This window comes from Vulcanisaeta distributa DSM 14429 (assembly GCF_000148385.1).
GTDB classification, from domain to species: Archaea; Thermoproteota; Thermoprotei; order Thermoproteales; family Thermocladiaceae; genus Vulcanisaeta; species Vulcanisaeta distributa.
Map to the genome: position 1 here is coordinate 482,348 of NC_014537.1, position 17,702 is coordinate 500,049.

At 45.0% G+C, this 17,702-nt stretch carries 20 protein-coding genes; 13 read left to right on the forward strand and 7 right to left on the reverse strand.

The window, feature by feature from the left end; translation table 11 throughout:
• Window positions 1-9 precede the first annotated feature (9 nt).
• Window positions 10-870 (reverse strand): class I SAM-dependent methyltransferase, encoded by an 861-nt coding sequence (locus VDIS_RS02440; RefSeq protein ID WP_013335624.1) that lies wholly within the window; start codon window positions 868-870, stop codon window positions 10-12.
• 161 nt (window positions 871-1,031) lie between these two features.
• Between VDIS_RS02440 and VDIS_RS02445 the strand changes: the two genes are divergently transcribed.
• Entirely contained in the window at window positions 1,032-1,790 is a 759-nt protein-coding gene (locus VDIS_RS02445) for a nucleotidyltransferase family protein (RefSeq protein WP_013335625.1), read from the forward strand.
• Between the two features lie 23 nt (window positions 1,791-1,813).
• On the opposite strand, the gene VDIS_RS02450 is transcribed toward VDIS_RS02445, so the two are convergent.
• On the reverse strand, window positions 1,814-3,037 hold the full coding sequence (locus tag VDIS_RS02450; protein WP_013335626.1) for an ATP-binding protein: 1,224 nt from the start codon (window positions 3,035-3,037) through the stop codon (window positions 1,814-1,816).
• A 117-nt stretch (window positions 3,038-3,154) separates the two neighbouring features.
• Between VDIS_RS02450 and VDIS_RS02455 the strand changes: the two genes are divergently transcribed.
• Window positions 3,155-3,523 carry a hypothetical protein gene (locus VDIS_RS02455; protein WP_013335627.1) on the forward strand — a complete coding sequence of 123 codons (369 nt, stop codon included), beginning with the start codon at window positions 3,155-3,157 and terminating at the stop codon, window positions 3,521-3,523.
• Window position 3,524: 1 nt separating this feature from the next.
• Here VDIS_RS02455 and hepT read toward each other — a convergent pair whose 3' ends face one another.
• Together hepT and VDIS_RS02465 are read right to left on the reverse strand one after the other, a co-directional pair.
• The gene (gene hepT, locus VDIS_RS02460) at window positions 3,525-3,956 is read right to left on the reverse strand and encodes a type VII toxin-antitoxin system HepT family RNase toxin (RefSeq protein ID WP_148678185.1); all 432 of its coding nucleotides are present in this window, start codon (window positions 3,954-3,956) and stop codon (window positions 3,525-3,527) included.
• Window positions 3,940-4,404: a nucleotidyltransferase domain-containing protein gene (locus tag VDIS_RS02465; RefSeq protein ID WP_013335629.1), complete on the reverse strand. Its 465-nt coding sequence runs from the start codon at window positions 4,402-4,404 to the stop codon at window positions 3,940-3,942. The genes hepT and VDIS_RS02465 overlap by 17 nt, the downstream gene beginning before the upstream one ends.
• 94 nt (window positions 4,405-4,498) lie before the next feature.
• On the opposite strand from VDIS_RS02465, the gene VDIS_RS02470 reads away from it, so the two are divergent.
• Both VDIS_RS02470 and VDIS_RS02475 read left to right on the forward strand, forming a co-directional pair.
• Complete coding sequence (locus VDIS_RS02470) at window positions 4,499-5,956, forward strand: hypothetical protein (RefSeq protein WP_013335630.1); 1,458 nt, start codon at window positions 4,499-4,501, stop codon at window positions 5,954-5,956.
• Between the two features lie 14 nt (window positions 5,957-5,970).
• On the forward strand, window positions 5,971-7,443 hold the full coding sequence (locus tag VDIS_RS02475) for a hypothetical protein (RefSeq protein ID WP_013335631.1): 1,473 nt from the start codon (window positions 5,971-5,973) through the stop codon (window positions 7,441-7,443).
• 9 nt (window positions 7,444-7,452) lie between these two features.
• Here VDIS_RS02475 and VDIS_RS12575 read toward each other — a convergent pair whose 3' ends face one another.
• Entirely contained in the window at window positions 7,453-7,614 is a 162-nt protein-coding gene (locus tag VDIS_RS12575; RefSeq protein ID WP_013335632.1) for a 30S ribosomal protein S30e, read from the reverse strand.
• Window positions 7,615-7,752: 138 nt separating this feature from the next.
• Here VDIS_RS12575 and VDIS_RS02480 point away from each other — a divergent pair, with 138 nt between their 5' ends.
• Entirely contained in the window at window positions 7,753-9,339 is a 1,587-nt protein-coding gene (locus tag VDIS_RS02480; protein WP_013335633.1) for a hypothetical protein, read from the forward strand.
• A gap of 5 nt (window positions 9,340-9,344) precedes the next feature.
• Here the strand turns inward: VDIS_RS02480 and VDIS_RS02485 are convergent, their stop codons facing one another.
• Entirely contained in the window at window positions 9,345-9,698 is a 354-nt protein-coding gene (locus tag VDIS_RS02485; RefSeq protein ID WP_013335634.1) for an aspartyl protease family protein, read from the reverse strand.
• Between the two features lie 60 nt (window positions 9,699-9,758).
• Here VDIS_RS02485 and VDIS_RS02490 point away from each other — a divergent pair, with 60 nt between their 5' ends.
• Window positions 9,759-10,169, forward strand: coding sequence for a HEPN domain-containing protein (locus tag VDIS_RS02490; RefSeq protein WP_148678186.1), 411 nt, complete (start codon window positions 9,759-9,761; stop codon window positions 10,167-10,169).
• Entirely contained in the window at window positions 10,127-10,537 is a 411-nt protein-coding gene (locus VDIS_RS02495; RefSeq protein WP_013335636.1) for a nucleotidyltransferase domain-containing protein, read from the forward strand. The genes VDIS_RS02490 and VDIS_RS02495 overlap by 43 nt, the downstream gene beginning before the upstream one ends.
• Window positions 10,538-10,652: 115 nt before the next feature.
• Here VDIS_RS02495 and VDIS_RS02500 read toward each other — a convergent pair whose 3' ends face one another.
• Complete coding sequence (locus VDIS_RS02500) at window positions 10,653-11,645, reverse strand: hypothetical protein (RefSeq protein ID WP_148678187.1); 993 nt, start codon at window positions 11,643-11,645, stop codon at window positions 10,653-10,655.
• A gap of 414 nt (window positions 11,646-12,059) precedes the next feature.
• On the opposite strand from VDIS_RS02500, the gene VDIS_RS02505 reads away from it, so the two are divergent.
• The 6 genes from VDIS_RS02505 to mcm all read left to right on the forward strand — a co-directional run bounded on the left by VDIS_RS02505 (window position 12,060) and on the right by mcm (window position 17,698).
• Window positions 12,060-12,404 carry a hypothetical protein gene (locus VDIS_RS02505; protein WP_013335638.1) on the forward strand — a complete coding sequence of 115 codons (345 nt, stop codon included), beginning with the start codon at window positions 12,060-12,062 and terminating at the stop codon, window positions 12,402-12,404.
• Window positions 12,405-12,445: 41 nt separating this feature from the next.
• Window positions 12,446-13,720, forward strand: coding sequence for an ATP-binding protein (locus VDIS_RS02510; RefSeq protein WP_013335639.1), 1,275 nt, complete (start codon window positions 12,446-12,448; stop codon window positions 13,718-13,720).
• Window positions 13,677-14,339: a hypothetical protein gene (locus VDIS_RS02515; protein WP_013335640.1), complete on the forward strand. Its 663-nt coding sequence runs from the start codon at window positions 13,677-13,679 to the stop codon at window positions 14,337-14,339. The genes VDIS_RS02510 and VDIS_RS02515 overlap by 44 nt, the downstream gene beginning before the upstream one ends.
• Window positions 14,332-14,730 (forward strand): hypothetical protein, encoded by a 399-nt coding sequence (locus VDIS_RS02520; RefSeq protein WP_013335641.1) that lies wholly within the window; start codon window positions 14,332-14,334, stop codon window positions 14,728-14,730. Before VDIS_RS02515 ends, VDIS_RS02520 begins: the two co-directional genes overlap by 8 nt.
• Window positions 14,731-15,134: 404 nt before the next feature.
• Window positions 15,135-15,638: a DNA replication complex GINS family protein gene (locus tag VDIS_RS02525; protein ID WP_013335642.1), complete on the forward strand. Its 504-nt coding sequence runs from the start codon at window positions 15,135-15,137 to the stop codon at window positions 15,636-15,638.
• On the forward strand, window positions 15,635-17,698 hold the full coding sequence (gene mcm / locus VDIS_RS02530) for a minichromosome maintenance protein MCM (RefSeq protein WP_013335643.1): 2,064 nt from the start codon (window positions 15,635-15,637) through the stop codon (window positions 17,696-17,698). Before VDIS_RS02525 ends, mcm begins: the two co-directional genes overlap by 4 nt.
• Window positions 17,699-17,702 lie beyond the last annotated feature (4 nt).

Here is a 17,702-nt window from a genome sequence, read left to right on the forward strand (position 1 = left end):
AATAAGGAATTAGTTTAACTTCCTGCCAATAATTAGGAATGTGGTGGCTACGTACTTAAATGGAGTACGCCTACTCAGCACTTTATCGAATGTGTATAGTAATGATGCAACCCTCGCAATTTTACCATTACCCCATTGATGTATCCTGGATGGGATTATATTCGATAATACATGAATACCCTTAAGATCCACCACCTCAAACCCATAACTACCCAATATACTCAGTATTTCCTTAATCGTGAAGAACCTAAGTGGAACTGCCTCATTGCCGTGGCCATACCAATAACCCACATGCCCCCTACCACTGATTAATCCCCTGAGGAAACCCCTTATTGACACACCACCAAGTAATGCCTCATAGGCCATGTCGGGGCAGATTAGGTTATCCACATCAAATAGTAAATAACCACCGCTACTTAAAACCCTGGAGACCTCCCTGAATGCATCCTCGGATTTCACGATGTGATTAAAGACGCTGCCGTAGGCAATAACGGCATCGAAGTAGCCATCCCTAAAGGGCAGTTTAATGGCGTCTCCCTGCACGGGGTCGCTGCACCTCCTTGACCTGGTGCACTTAATGAGTGATGCGCGGGATATGTCTAAGCTGACCACGTGATATCCACGTTTCCTGAGGAGCATTGTCCAAACGCCAGTACCGCTACCTAGGTCAAGAACCTTACTATGTATCTTAACCCCATCGAAGTAATCCCTAAAGATCTCATACAACTCATTATACACATGCCTATAATACTGGGAGAGCCTAAGGAAGACTCTTTCATAGATGGGGGCTAATTCGTCATAGACTGTGCTTATTATTGATTCGTAACTAGATGATTGGTCGTCACCCTCCACCTTAACCTCCCGATTCATAATTAGATGCTCCCGGCTTAATAAAGTCTTCTACCGCGTAAATATAGTATATATCCCATGTTTTCTATAACTATTTTGTAAAATGTAAATTGAAGGGACTACATTGCGTGATGGTTCATAGAAATAAAAATTTTATAAATTAACGATTTAGTAAGACCGCAATGTCGCAAGGTACCATTGAGGAGAGGGTTAAGAGGGGTTTATTGCTTGTTAATGCCTGCGATAGTAACCGAATAACATGTAGGTTGCTTGGTGGTGTGGCCGTGGTTTACCTAGTACGTGATATATACGCTGAGGTTCCCATGCTTTTACGTGAGCCTAAGGATATCGATATAGCGGCGCATAGGAGGGACTCAGGGAGGATTACGAGGATTTTTGAGGGACTTGGTTTAAGGGCTGATGTTAGGTTTAATGCGCTTCATGGTGCTGAGAGGCTTAGGTTCTTCGATACGCAAATGAATACGAGGGTTGACGTTTTCCTCGACATTTTTAGGGAGAGCCACGTAATAGAGCTTAAGGATAGGCTTGAGAGGTTCAGTCCAACAATACCACCAAGCGACCTACTAATGACTAAGTTCCAGATTTGGGAGATTAATGAGAAGGATCTCAGGGACATCGTGGCCATGCTCTACAAGTTCGAGCTGGGCGATAGGGATGACACTGGCACCATAGACCTAGGCAGAATAATAGAGCTGACCTCAGACGACTGGGGACTCTACAAGACGACCACGGTAAACATAGAGAGAACATTAAATTACCTAAACACTATTGAGTTGCCAGGGAAGGTCAAGGACAAGGTCGTAAACAGCCTGAATAGGATTAGGGAAGCCATGGACAGGGCACCAAAGAGCATGAAGTGGAGGATGAGGGCAGCCATTGGGGAGAGGGTTAGGTGGTACGAAACACCTGAGGAGGCTTGAACATTCAATGCAATGCCACCTCCTTATCTATGCCCTCCCGTCACTTCATCAATAACGTCCTCTGGGTTAATATCAACTGTGGACTTGTCAATCATGGCCTTCAAAGCCCAGTAGTAGGCAGGTAATTGGTACGCAAAATCACTATCAACCCAGGGTTCCCTTGGCAATTCTGATAGTACTGTCCCATAGATGTCAATGAGGATGTTCATACGCATTAGGTAATCTCCACCAAGGTGTAGATAGGCATTCCTGGGGCTTGGGTCAATGGCCCTACTTAATAACGCATTCACTTCGAGACTCCTAATCCTTACTTCATGGATAATGACGTCCCTTACCTTCCTAATTACCGTGCTTGATAACCAGGCATTCACGTCCCAACCATACCTAAGCACAAGCATTGCAAGCTCCCTAATATTACCACCAAGTAACTGCCAAAGCACTTCAACATCAATGGGCTTGGATGGCGGCGCTCTCCGAGACACATCATTGATTATGCCGATAAACTCCTCCTTCGGCAGATACCAAAGCAGGAGACTATTAAGTCCACCCTTAGACCCGCCCCTCCTGGCTATATCCACGGCAACCCTATTACTAAAGCCGAAGATCACGACTAAACCCCTGACATTATCGTAAATAACGCTAGAGTGCTCCTCAATAGCCCCCGCGTAAGCCATGACCTCACCCTCAACAACGCCATAACCAACTTGCGCGTCATCACCCACATTAAGCATAGCCCTATAGCGCTTATCAAGCTCATCAAAGACCAGCACAACGTACTTATCCCTCAATTCCCTCCTAACCTTCAACTCATTAATTAAATCATAGAAAAACCTGCTAATGCCAACAAGTAGGCCAGGCTCAGTTCCAGTAATTATCGGCATTATATTACTGTTAAACGCCTTAACCACCGCATTCCTAACATCACTCCCCAAGCCAATTGCGTAAGTCCTTAATGAATTCGCCAGGGTCCTCTCCTCAAGGTTTACATACATGGCAATAACATCATCCCTAACACCCCCAAGTGCTGCCGAGAAATTCCTTAGGAATGTTGATTTACCGCAACCCAATGGCCCATAAACAATCCCAACCCCACCCAACTCCCTAAGGAGCGCCTTAACCTCACGTTCACGATCTCTGAATATCATTGGAAATCCGCCGAGCTCCTCGACACCAAAGTAAGCACCACCCTCCTTAACCCTATTAATTAATTCATCAATATTAACACCAACGCTAAGCCTACTTGGCATTAATAATGCATTAATCCAAAGCCCTATTTAGTTTTAACAACGCCGCCCAGCATCATTAATTACACCTGCATCGCGGCCCACAGTGGTAATTCCATAATTATAATACCATCAAGGATAGTGGCTCAGGAGGATAGGGCATGTAGTATTGAGAGGTTGTTACTACGCTTCCTCACTTATGACGAGGTTGGGTTAACCACGTTGTATGGTAATACGAGGATTTTCATAATGGGTATACCAGTTATCGAGGGGTTCATCGGCAGTAATAGGGTTTTCCTGTCCAGCCAGGAATTCATAGTTAACATTACTAGGGTTGGTAATTACGTAATTGCCTACGTAAGTGGCATTGAATTAACGATGAATGTGGAGTCAATGAGTGTGAAGACCGGGATCGCGCATTTGGTTGGTACCATAACCGTGCAGTATTACTACTCGACGAATATTAACGAGACTAATACAATAATCATAAGGTTAACGCCAAGGCAGTAACCTAAACATCAATATTATTACTCACGGCATAATCAAACAACTTAATGGCAATCCTCAGTAAATCCCTATACAATGCCCTGGCCAGGATTTCGCGGAGGACATCGATAGAGACCTGCGAGTAATTATGCACTAGGACATTCCTGAAGCCTATCATTCTTCTAAAGATCCTCGAGTCATCACTATTTATAGCACCGGCTTGGCTCAGGTAAATGGGTACCTCCGAGTACGTTGATGGCGCCTTAAGCCCTCTCTCAACCATTATGTGCGAGCCCATGTCGATTAATGCCTGTATTGCGACCTGTAACATATGTAACACGGCGTTCAGCAGCACATAATCATTAAGTAACTCATCAGTGCCGTACCTAGAGGCCAGGGTGTCAACCTCCTCAACATTCCTCTTAATAATCGCCAACAAATCACTTAATCGACCCACGCAGCCCACCAATCCTCCTCTTAATCAACTCATTAAATCCATTAACCCTCAAAAATACTTGGTAATCACCGTAGAGACTAATTGCCCTAACAACCTCCCTAATGAATACCCCACGGTCACCAATGTAGACGGGCACACCCTGAGCCAAAGCCCTAAACCTAACCTCAAAGGGCAGTAGTGGGTCATTAAGTACGGCAACGTCAACCCTATCCTCAGGAACACCCAATGCCAGGGCGAGGTCGCTGATTAACATGGGTAATACATCGACAATGTCAACGCCATCCCTAAACAACACCGCAACATCCACATCACTAAGGGGACCAAACACACCATAAACCAGTGAGCCGTAAAGCACGGCAAACTGAATAAAATCCTTATAATTATTATTAATAATTATATCCCTAACAACACCCAACACCCTAAGGCACTGCTCACTACATGCACCCATTTAAAATCAGGAGTGATAGCTGATTTAAAAGGACTTATGGCTAAGTGAGCATAAATGTATAAAGAATTTAAGAATACCCAAGGAATTACTCAAAATGGTTGGGCGAATCAATACCAAGGCATTGCTAATAATGATCATTATAGCGTTAGTAATTACCGATGCATACTTAATATACACGTACTTACTGGCACCACCATTACCCTACGTAAAGGTGCTTGGTTATTATGGTGATTATGACGTAGCCAGCGTGTATAAAGGCATACTGGTTCTTTATGAGGTATCGTTGGCTTCAATAAACCTTAAGGGAGTGAATATAACCAGTGGTAGGTATGTTTGGATGGATACCATCTACATACCAGGTCTCCTTCCGTTAATACGCTTCATACCAATTGGTAATAAGTTGTTCGTCGCGACGTATAGTCTTTATGGGGGTATACATGATGATCAGGAATCGCCGATTGTGGCTAACGTAACCATGATTAACATATTTACGGGAAAGATCATTAACTATACAGTACTGGTGGCAGTATCATCAACGAGGTATTACATGGCTATGGATGCCATAGGTGAAGATGTGTATGTGGTGATAATACCATTGAGCGATCCGTTAAGGCCTGTGAATACCACGATAATTGACCTCAGGTTGTTAGGCAGGGAACCATATGGTGTTGAGGTTTGGCGTACTGAGGTTGTTAATTCCTGTATACCACTCTCAATAGTTGCAATGGGAATTAAGAGATTTGGTAACTACGTCCTAGTAACAGTATCGTGCAATAATAAACCCCTCACATACGTGTTGAATGCAAGTAATGGTAAGTTAATGCTAAGGGCTGACGTGGGCTCAGACGTGTACGGCATTGCTGGAGACACGTTGATTTACCAGTGCGGAGGTAAAATTTGTGGGTTAGACTTCATTAGCAATAGAACGTGGGTACTACCAATAATTGGCAGCGTAACATCAGTAACAGTCAGTGGAGATAAGGCCCTGGTACTGACAACCACGGGGTACACAATATGGGCCTACGGCATTTCAAGCAACGGCTCATTACTATTTCGCAGGGAATTATGGACATACACAGCGCCACTAATGCTATGCTCGGTGGGGCTTAGGTACACATTCATGGCTAAGTCATACCCAATCAGGGACTACGCACTAATAATCATACTCCCCGAGGGAATATGGTACATCAGCGGCGGAGGATTCGGCTGCATGCCTCAATCAATAGTGATCCTAAACCTAAGCAATGGCCATGTAGTAATAAGCGTTACTAAACCCGCCTGGATCGCGTACCTATACGCATACCCATACTCATTTAACAATCTCTGGCAAGCACTGGATATTAATTACCTAAGCAATGACTACGTGGTATACTCAATAAACAACGCCCCAAACTCACGCACATTCCACCACCAATACAACTACTACCTAACAACACCCAAAGCCATAACCAACGAATGGTGGTACTACCTAATAAACGACACACCATACATTGCGCTCGCCACAACCGCACTACTGATTGCATTGGCAATCTTTTATAAGAAACTGCACTAGCAAGTAATTTATTAATGGGTGGGCAGTTAATCCGTAAGGCACTGCTAATCGCCATAATAGCATTGGCCTTACTTGAAGGCTACTTGGTGTATATGTACGTATTCGGTAGCCCATTCCCATACATAGGGACACTGAGTATAGGCCCGTACCAGTTAATCGCTGTGAGGAATAATGAGGTGATTCTATATGGCGAGTATTCGCCACCATCATTTCGCACATTAATTACTGAAATAATAATTAAGGGTGTCAATATGATTAATGGCAGAACGCTGTGGATGACGAACGTGGTATCAAGCAGTCTCATATCACCGTTAATTGCCTTCTCCCTAGTTAATAATGATCTATTTCTCATAACCTACGGCCAATATGTTTACCATATTGATAAATGGATCATTGCCGAGACAACCATAAATGCAACCGTGATAAACGCATTAACGGGTAACGTAATAAGCTCCACGGCAATTGAAGCCACGCCGTACGTCGCCGTACTCAACGTGATTAATAATCACGTGTATATACTAATATTCCCACCATCAACCAACAGCATGATCATAACCTATTACAAACTAAGCGACTCACCACCATACATCACGCTGGCCTGGAATCAAACATTAACCAACGTGTGCGGCCCATATGGCTCAGCAGTAGTTGTGGGAATCCATGAGGGCATTAAGTATGTGCTAATGACCATACCGTGCAACAAGGCAATACGCATATACCTACTAAATAGGATAAACGGCAGGGTAGTAAGGAGCATATTCATTAAGTCGCCACTGGGTGTCACCAGGGTTTACGGCGTAATAAACGACACGGTAATCTACCTATGTGGGCCCCGCATATGTGGTACGAACATGGTGACTAACGAGACCTGGTCAATACCAATAATGGGCTACCTAACCTCAGTAACGACGTATGGAGACAAAGCCATAATACTAATGATGAGCAACAACACGCTGATTATGAGCACAGTGGCCTCAAATGGCACGGTACTCGTGAGCAGGGCAATCTGGAGTTACAAACCACCCTGGTGCGCACCGAGCTACGCCGTGGAGATATACTCCTTCAGCGCCGGCGCAATCCACCTAGTGGGCAATTACTTCCTGGTACTGGCGGGCCCATTCGCATTAACATACACGGCGAGCGGCTACGTGTGCCTACCCGAAGCCATGATAATAGTTAATGCGGGCAACGGCAAGGTAATAACCAGGATAACCAGGTCCACGTGGTCTGGAATAAGCGGAGACCTAGGACCAAACCTATACATAGACTACACAAGCAACAACACAATCATCTATACACAATGTCAATTAGGCCACTGCACCACGTATGAAACAACACCAAGAACCCTAATTAAGGACCAATGGTACTACGCAATAACCGACACACCCTACCCAACAATCACCACAACAACACTACTAATCGCATCAACAATACTATACGAAACAACCAAGGAAAACAAAATACAAAGAAACAAAACAAATTTTTAACAAACAAAACTACGAAACCTGCTGACCCTGACCAAGCCTATAAAGCAAACGCCTATAATTACGACTATTCCTCCTCCTAGGAATAAGATTCTTCTTAGGCTTAGGCGGAATCCTAGGTGTCTGACTCCTCACCTTACCTGCCTTTGTCAGTGACCCATGGCTAAGGCATATCCCCTCTTAATACACACGATGTTTGTAATGATTTATAAATATTTCCTCCATTACATTATTTTTAGCGTAGTAATTTATCTTGAAGAATGAGAGAGTTATGTGAAAGTAATTTATAAATTATGTTGAGCATATTTAATAATGATGGAGCATAGCTCTTCCAATTATGTTAATGATATTGAAATGATAATACATGATTATAACGATAAAACACTGGATATTCAGGAATTACATAATTTATTATCTGCATTAAGGCAATTAATAACTAATAATTGGGATTATATTAAGAATATATATGCAAGAGATTCCGTGAGAAATTCTAAACTCGGTTCTTTAATGTACCCTACAGATATTCACCTTAAAGTTGGAATAGCTTCTGATTCCAATACGTTGATAAATAATGATAAAGCTATACCATTATTAAGCGGCTTTTTCATTAGTGATGCTACGTTGATACGTGATAAAAATAAAGTTACTGCATTAGCAATAAATACTCCAGACCCTAGTCTCGCGACATCGTTTATCTTCACATTACTAAGTTACTCCGGTAAGAATTACGTAAAGGATTATATATCGGTGATCTTAATAGAAGGTAAGAATAAAAAATCAGTTTCATTTAAACATATAATCAGTGATAATGCGAAATTTTTAGAAAAATTTTCAATATATCTCGTTACCAAAGATGATATTTACCAACTTATAGATATAAATCATAACCTTATTACCAGTGAGCTAAAGGATTGGCTTAAGTGGACCCTTAATAATTGGGATAATCCTCACTATTATATAATCCTCAGAAAACAATTAAAGTTTGTTAAGTATTCAATAAATGGATTATTAACTAGGGACTCGATATTCACTTGGTACCTTGGTGATGGTGTTAGAGGCCATTTTAACCGTGGGGCTTTCGATATAGGTTTATCATTTATAACTGATCCACTTATTTTTAAATTCATGAATAGGTTTTTATGCACCTTATATAATTGCGACTCTAAGTTCTTTGGAGGACATGGTGCGCGAAATAGCGAACATTATATTGTATGTCCTGTTAAAGCTGAGGTTATTAAGGACATTGTGGAGTGGGCAGGGAAATGGCCTAAGTATGGCTTAACGCAGAGAGTTCTTGATCTGCTTGAAGCCATTAAATACGGTAAACTATGCGAAGGCTATCGTAAGTGGCCTACTATTGACATTGATGGATTTGAGCTGATTATTCGTAAACATAATATGGGAAATAGATGGTATTTAACTAAGAGTGCCGCAAGTAAAGAGTATTTAGACGCAATAGCAGCACTACTAAAGCAAAAGTTCGAGATAAATGCCAATATTCGAGAAAATAAATGGGGCTACGAATTATACGTGTCCATTGAGGATACTAGGCGTATTCTGAGGATGCTTGGTGTTTATGAGAGGTTTTATGGCGAGCCGAGGAGATTGCCGAGTGTTGATGATGTGATTGGCGTGCTTAGGCGGTATGGTATTAGGAGGTGGCATGTGCATGAGGCGAGGGCTCGTAATGGTAATGGTTATGAGTATACCGAGGCCTGCGTATTGATCTCCCTGGGTGATTCCGGGGAGGCTATGAGGCTTAGGGATGAGCTTGTTGGGCTTGGTGTTAGGGTTCGTAAGGTTGTGTGGGGCACGGTCATTGTCTGCAGGACTGAGGATAGGCTGCTTTTAACGAAGGCCTTAAGTACCATGGGCCTAGGTGGTGTGGATTCCACCTAAGCCGCCTAGTATAGGAGTAATGTCCTCTCCCTTAAGCGGCCGGTCACTGGGTCGACCTCGAGCTCGAGGACCTCAAGGGTGGTTACGCCGATTAGGACCTTATCGATTACGTCGGAAACAAGCACTGGGACGACCTCACCCCTTCCCTCAACCTCAACCCAGGCCCTAGACCTATCAACCTTAATAACCCCAGCCCCAGTCTCAACCCTAGACTTGCCGGTAATCACCAGGCCAAGCTCATTGGCCAGTGAGCGTGGTATCACGGTTAAGGTTGCGCCCGTGTCTACCAGGGCCTTAACCTCAATAACCCTACTCAAGTCAACGCTACCAATCCTGGCGTTAACCCAAACGTGCCTCATCAATGAGTAATGCATTGCGGGTTTAATAACCCTTTAATACAAGCCTTAAGGTGAGTGGCTGTGGATAGGTTGAGTGAGGCTGAGAGGTGGCTTAGGCAGTCCCTCAGGGACTTGGACGCCGCTAGGGGTAGCTTGGCTGGTGGTTACTATGAGTGGGCATGCTTCCAGGCCCAGCAGGCTGCTGAAAAGGCCGTTAAGGCCCTGCTTCACGGGCTTGGCGTAGGCGCGTGGGGGCATAGTATAGTTGAGCTCCTTGACATGCTTAGGGATAGGTACAATATCGAGGGATTGATGCCATTGGCTAGGGAGTTGGATAGGCACTACATACCCGCAAGGTACCCAAACTCCTTCGAAAGTGGATACCCCGCGATGTATTATGATAATGAAGTTGCGGAAAGGGCTATTAAGGCTGCCGAGGCAATCATAACGTGGGTGAGGGAGAGACTAAGAGAGCTTGGCTTAGCGACTTAAGGAAATACGTCAGCGACATATCATCCGCAATACCAGTTGAGGCTATTATACTGTACGGCTCAGCGGCGAGGAATCTAAACGGGTCCTGGAGCGACATTGATGTCCTAGTGATCAGCGACGCCTTCAGGGGCATTCCCATACCGGACAGAATCAGTCTTCTCCTCAGGTTCAAGAGGGGGCGTATTGAGGCATTGGGCTACACATTTGATGAATTGGTCAGGATGGTTAATGCCATGAACCCACTGGCATTAAATGCATTAATCGAGGGTAGAATTATCGTGGGTAGTGACAGGGTTAGGAAACTGGCCGAGGAGACTAGGAAACGCTTCATAAGGAGAGGTAGGGCGTGGTTCATGATACCAGGTTAAGGCAATTTTAAGGGGATATCTTTGGGTAAAGTACCGGGGTAATTCATGTAGTAAAATGGGTATGAGTATAATGAGGATTTTAATTTGAATTTTAAACATGAGAATGAGATCTTCATTAACCGCAGATAGACAGCCAACCGGAGCTTGATGGTGAGTTGAGTATTGCCGTGCCCGATGTAACGTAGTAAATACCCGCTGGGTATAGGTCCCAGGTAACTGATCCAGTCGCAACCTGCCCATAGATGCCATAACCATTCTCATTAATGCCGAAGTAGAAACCCGTTGACTCCTTAACCTGGACAAACGAGACCGGTGGTGAGAATGGGATTTGTGGTGCCGCTAAGTTGCCCCGGCCACTCCATACTTGTCCGCCAATGGTTATTTTGTTGTAGAAGGTGTACCCAGGTATGCCGCCGACGTTTATCCAGCCCGTGGCCCAGTAAATATTTAATACGCAGTCAGTCTCATACTGAACATACTGATCAGACTTAGCTAGTATTAAACCAAGCATGTCCTTAAGAATCCACTTAATAGCGGCAGTCTCAATTATGTTATCACCGTATTCACTGGGCTTCGCTAGTAGTACGTTTATGGCGTAGGGCACGTACTTGAGGAGACTTGGATCCGTTTTATTTAACTCCTGCAATACCTGATTATCGAGTAGGTACGTGAGTTCTAGGGATGAGCCATTTATGACGGTGTAATTGTAGAAGTAGTACGTTAGTGTTACGTTAACGCCCCTTACCCTAACCCAACCCCTGAATGCGTTCGGTATGATCAGGACGATGGCCTTGGACCCACTGAGCTTGATAAATGCCTGAGGCATCACCCTGTATAGGCTCATGAACCCGTTAACACTCGTTATATTGAATACGTACTGAGACCCATTCGGTAGCATCAATACGGCTAAGCCGCCATTGACAAATTGTAGCACTGGATTAACCACGGTGGTACCGTTGGGATACTTAGTGACGGGAAAGATTAGCTTAACCGTGAGGTAGGCAGGCTCGTAGTACAATGGGAGTAAGTACGTGAGTAATACGGCGGCGAATAGGGCAGCCACGCTAAGGATGATTATGAGTCCCCTCTTATTCATTGTTCGGTTCACTAAGTTACCTTATCTTAATCCTAACTAATATGTATATCGCTGGTATTATTTTGAAAAATTCCTGGACAAGGTTAATGAGGCATTTTAGGCATTGAGCGGTGGTGATTGGCGCATCCTAGGCTGAGGGGGTGATGAGCTGGGGTTAGATGATTATTAAGGATTGTTAATTAATCACCGTCGGCCCGGTTTACATCACCGGTTCAGTGGGGACGGGAGAAGCTCATCCAATTACTTACTCACCAGCACTTCCCTTATCAACCTTTCCCAATCCTAGTCCTGGTTAGATTCCCTTATTTTGTACCCAGTGGTTCCCACGTATAGCAATACTACGTGAGCTATACACAATAGTGATGTGGATATCCCTGAATCTAAAGTTTAGTGTTGACATGCCTCAGAATTACACCCGTTTGTTATATGGGCTTGGTTTGCCTGGATCCTCATTATTCCTATTGCTTTTCGGTTATCGGCTTCGCCCTAATAACCAAGTTCCTCAGGGATGATGATGCGGAGTTTGGGCTTAATTTTAGGAGGGTTCTTCTTCAGTCCCTGGTCTACCTAGCCCTATGCCTTGTCATGCCCGTCGGCGAGCTCGGCTTTATATATGACGTCACAGGCTTCCCACTGCGCTTAAGTACTTCAGCACCCACGTCTAATGATTCAGCCGTCCTTTACACGGCTACCCACGTCCCAGTAATAATCATCACTTTAATACCCATCTACGCCTTTGCCGCAACCAGGGGCGTATATGCCGTGCCCTAATTCCTCAAAAGGTATTTTAACTACGTTGTTGTAATTACTCTGTGGTTGTTGTATTAAGGCGGTTGTCGCTTGAGGATTATGGCCCCTTTACTAAGCTTGATATCGAACTTGGCGATATCACGATATTCGTTGGTAGGAATAACACGGGCAAAAGCACGGCACTGGAAGCCATTACATTACTCCTCTCATCAATTAACAATTTTAGGGTAATAACATCCAGCATTGACGTGCTTTCGAACCTTGGGTTAAGGAGCAGGTACTTAATTAATTTGAGGAGTAATAAAGGTGTTGCGGTTGTTTCCGGCGATGTGGTTAGCCAGGGCATGAAGCATAGTATTGAGGTGAGGGTGATCAGGGGCATTAATGGGCTGGGTGATCTTCGTGATAACGCGGTACGAGAGATCATTAGATCAATTACTGAATTAACACCGACATCTCAGAAAATACTTATTGAGGCATTTCGTCGAGTATTACGGGAACGTAAGGATGGTAAGGATATTACTGAGGCGTTTAAGGAGTTTGTTGATGGTGTGATTTCCGTACTTAGTAATCGTGTAGATGATGTGTTAGTGAATGCCGTTTTCGTAAGTACGTATGTTGATGGTGAATTACTCAATGCTGCATTACTACCCTTAAGTGAAGTAAGGGTTAGTGAAGATATAATTGGTAAGTTAAAGGAACTAGGATTGAGTTCTTCTGAAGCCAGGAGATTATTAAATATTCAATTGGGGAAAGTTATTTCGGGAGGTCGGATTATTCTCACTAGTAAAAAGTTAAGTGTTGAACCAATACGTGTTCAGCACTTGTCGTTACACCCATTTTTAATAGATGATTTACCCCCTGATAAGCAGACGGAATTGATTGACCTATTGAGGAAGGAGGTTCGTTATTTCTATGATTATAGGGGTGGGCAAGTTATTCTTAATTTTGATGGTAGTAGGGTCTCCGTACCCTACGCCCTGATGGGTGATGGTTTTAAGGCCTTGGTTAGGATGCTCGGTCTTATTGTCATGGGCGTTGACGTTACCCTGATTGATGAACCAGAGGCTCATTTACACCCTGGCTTTATGGAGGTGATTACTAAGTACATGGTTGAGCCCAGGTTCCTTGATCGTATTCAGTTCGTGATGGCAACACAGTCACTTGAGTTCCTCGACTACCTGCTTAGAGCGGCTGAAAAAGGCGGTGTCCTTGGTAGGGTTAAGCTTGTTAGGCTCTACTTGATGCCTAATGGTAGTATTGATTATGAGCAGTTGAGTGGTGAGGAGGCGTATGAAGAGATGGATGAACTCAAGTCAGACCTCAGGGGTCCCTAGCCATGCTTTGATTATACTATGTGAGGGTAAGCACGATTATGAATTTATTAAGGAATTGATCAGTAAGATAAACGTTAAGTGTGACGTTAAGGACCAGGATCCCAGGGATAAGGACTTCATTATTAGGCACATCGTGGACGGTAAACGGCTTTCTTACGTTCCTGTCATCATTGAGGGTGGTAAGGATAGGCTTGATGGTAATGTTAGGCTCCTAATTAGTAAGTTACGTTCCGTCCATGGGTCATCTACCTGGGTGTTGATTCTGCGTGATTCCGACTCCAATGATGCAGATAGTGCCTTCGATAAATTAAGGCGTAATATTGTCAGTCTCATTAATAACCCCCTTAAGTTTTCGCTATATAAACCGAGCATGAATTGCGGGCAGGGAATCCGTGTGGGGTCCTTCGTATACTATGACTGTGTCTTGAGGTATATGGATGGTGATGTTTATTTTCGGTTTATTTTTGTGGTTCCGTCTCTGGAGGATTTTCTTCGTGATTATGGGTACGGTGATTCAAGACTTCACTCCGCCATTGATAAAGCCCTTAATGATCCCAGGAATAACGATGTGGTAGATATCTTTAAGAGCTTACTTGGTTCATGCTTGTTTGATGAGTAGTAGGGTTTTGGCTCATGGTATTAGGGCCGTCTTCCCTGCGGGTTTTGATTCCGTTGCCAATGCAGTTAGGGATTATGATCCTGCGTCCAATGTTTACTTCACGGTTTTAAGTACGAGTCCTAGGGTTGCCGTTGCGTTTGGGCAGAAGTTCTTCTTTAGGATTGGTCATTACCTATCCTGCATGACCCTTGTTATTGAGCGTGATTCCGAGACTGAGGTTAGGATTATTGCCCACTCCGGTCTTCAATTATCCGCCCTCTCTAACTATGGTGCTAATGTTGATTATGCCCGCGACGTGCTTGACCGCCTGAGTAAGTCCCTCGGTGTTGATCCTAGGGATGTGGTTGAGGTTGATTATATGGACGTCACTAAGTCTCAGCAATTAGGGTGATGGGTCTTGCAGTCAAATTCTAGACCTAGTAAATCATTGCTGTGTAATGAATAAATGTTTAAGTAGTTAGCTATGTCTTGGTTATTATGATTGAGATTATTATTAAGGTTACTAGGGATTACCGGGTTACGATACCCGCGGGCATTAGGGGAGGCTCGGGATTAAGGTTGGTGATTTAATTAGGGTTGTCTATGACGAGGGTGAGGGTGTTGTTAAGCTTATCCCTGTTAGGAGGAGTAGGACTACGATTAGGTTAGGTAGGCCTATCACTGTTGAGGAGATTGAAGGGGCTATTGAGGATGTGATGGGGTTGGATCGCCGCTGCTTCATTCCTTAAGTTCTTACCATATTACTTATCCTTTTCCTGTAGTGCCTTTTTAATTGGTTTGTGGTAGTTACTTTTGATGGGTTTTTCGTACTTAATGCCGAGTGTTAGGGCTGTGCTGACGCGGGACGTGGATGGGGTTGACCTAGGCATAATCAGCATTGCCCCTGCCAAGGCCGGCTCTGTGATTAATGCACCGCCCAACGTGCTTGAGGTCCTAATTAAGCGTGGTGTGGCTTCATTACTTGATGAGGATAGGGTCGGTAATGAGGAGATTCTTAAGAGGGTTTGGCTTGAGAACAGGGCTCCCAGCGAGTTGAGGGAGTTACCCAGGGACTTCTACGTAAGGGCTAGGCTTAGCATGGTTGGCGGTGACCAGAAAAGCGTTAGGATTTATGCCCAGCAGTTGAGGGAGCTCGCCCAGTTGAGGCTTAGGAAGATACTCACGCTGTTATCCGTTAACCCCAGTATTGCTGACTCGAGGGACTTCCTGGATAAATTGACTATTGAGGAGGAGGAGCTCGTTAAATCCATCGCACCAATAATTAAGGAATTCCTCAATGCAGTGGTGGGATTGCAATGACGACGCCGGAGACCGCAGAGGTTAGTCTCGACTCACTGATTCAGGGGCTTAGGGGTTTCATTGAGTCCAGTGATAAGTATGTTGATGAGATTAATAACATGATAATACAGAGGAAGAGGTCCCTAGTGATTGACTTTCACGACCTACTAATCAGCAGTAAGGACCTCGCCGATATGCTCCTGGAGAGGCCGCAATTGATTATTCAGGCTGGTTCCGAGGCAGTTAGGCAGGCAATAACTGAGAGGGATCCTGAACTGGCTAAGTCGGTTAGGAACTTCTACATGAGGTTTAGGAGACTCCCTGAGTCCCTGCCCATTAGGAGACTGAGGAGTGAGGTCCTGGGTAAGTTGATAATGGTTGAGGGCATAATAACGAGGCAGACACCACCCAAGCACTACCTCAGGAAGTCCGTGTTTAGGTGTTCACAGTGCGGTTATGAGGTTGAGATTCCACAGCCAACCACTGGGTTCGTCCAACCGCCTAAGCGCTGCCCCAAGTGTGGTGCATTGAATAGTATGGTGTTTGTTGAGGAGAGGAGTGAGTTCATTGATTGGCAGAAGATAATCGTTCAGGAGAAGCCAGAGGAGCTACCGCCGGGCCAGTTGCCGAGGAGTATTGAGGCGATACTGCTTGATGACTTAGTCGACACGGTGAAGCCCGGCGATAGGGTTTACCTGGTCGGTATCATGAACCTCGACCTATCCGATCTAAAGAAGGGTAGGCCACCCGTTGTTTCCAGCTTCATGGAGGTTAATTACGTGGAGAGTCAGCAGAGGGAGTTGGTGGAGATTGAGATTACGCCTGAGGATGAGAAGAGGATATTGGAGCTTTCGAAGATGCCTGACGTTAGGGAGAGGATAATCAAGTCAATAGCGCCGTCGATATACGGCATGGAGGACATTAAGGAGGCAATAGCATGCCTATTATTCGGCGGTGTGCCCAAGGTTTACCCAGACGGTATTAGGGTTAGGGGTGACATACACATACTACTCGTTGGCGACCCAGGTATGGCTAAGACGCAGTTGCTGAGGTTTGTCACGAAGATAGCCCCCAGGGCAGTGTACACCACGGGTAAGGGTAGCTCAGCGGCTGGCTTAACCGCCGCCGTAGTGCGTGAGAAGGACACGGGCGAGTTTTACCTGGAGGCTGGCGCGTTGGTGCTCGCGGATACGGGCGTGGCCGTCATTGATGAGATTGATAAGATGGATGCTAAGGATAGGGTCGCGATTCACGAGGCCCTTGAGCAACAGACGGTCTCCATAGCTAAGGCGGGCATTGTGGCGACGCTAAATGCTAGGTGCAGTGTCCTGGCCGCGGCCAACCCAGCCTTTGGCAGGTACCTGCCCAATAGGACTGTGGCTGAGAACGTGGATTTACCAGTGACGTTGCTCTCCAGGTTTGACTTAATATTCATCATTAGGGATGAGCCAAACCTCGATAGGGATAAGGCAATTGCGGAGCACATAACCACGCTACATGCTGGTGAGGTTCCCGAGGGCTTCGCGGACATAGTACCACCTGACCTACTTAGGAAGTACATTGCCTATGCCCGTAAGCACGTCAAGCCTGTGCTGACGCCTGAGGCTAGGGAGAGGATTGTTCAGTTCTACGTGCAGATGAGGGCTAAGTCCAGGGAGCCAGACTCGCCAATTGCAATAACGGCAAGGCAATTGGAGGCCCTGATCAGGCTTTCTGAGGCTGAGGCTAAGATGAGGCTTAGCCCCGTGGTTGAGGCTGAGGATGCCGATAGGGCCATTAGGCTCTTCATGAAGTACCTGAGTAGTGTTGGTATTGATGTTGAGTCTGGGAAGATAGACATTGACATTATAATGACAGGCAAACCCAAGTCTGCCCAGGAGAGGATGGCATTGATCATGAACCTGCTTGCTCAGTTAGAGGAGTCGAGTGGTGGTAAGCCTGTTAAGATTGAGGACCTGTATAAGGAGGCTGAGGCGGCTGGTCTTGATAGGCAGGCGGTGGATAAGGCAATAAACATGCTCCTTAAGTCAGGTGATATTTACATGCCGAAGCCGGGTTACGTTAAGAGGGTGCTTATTTAAACTG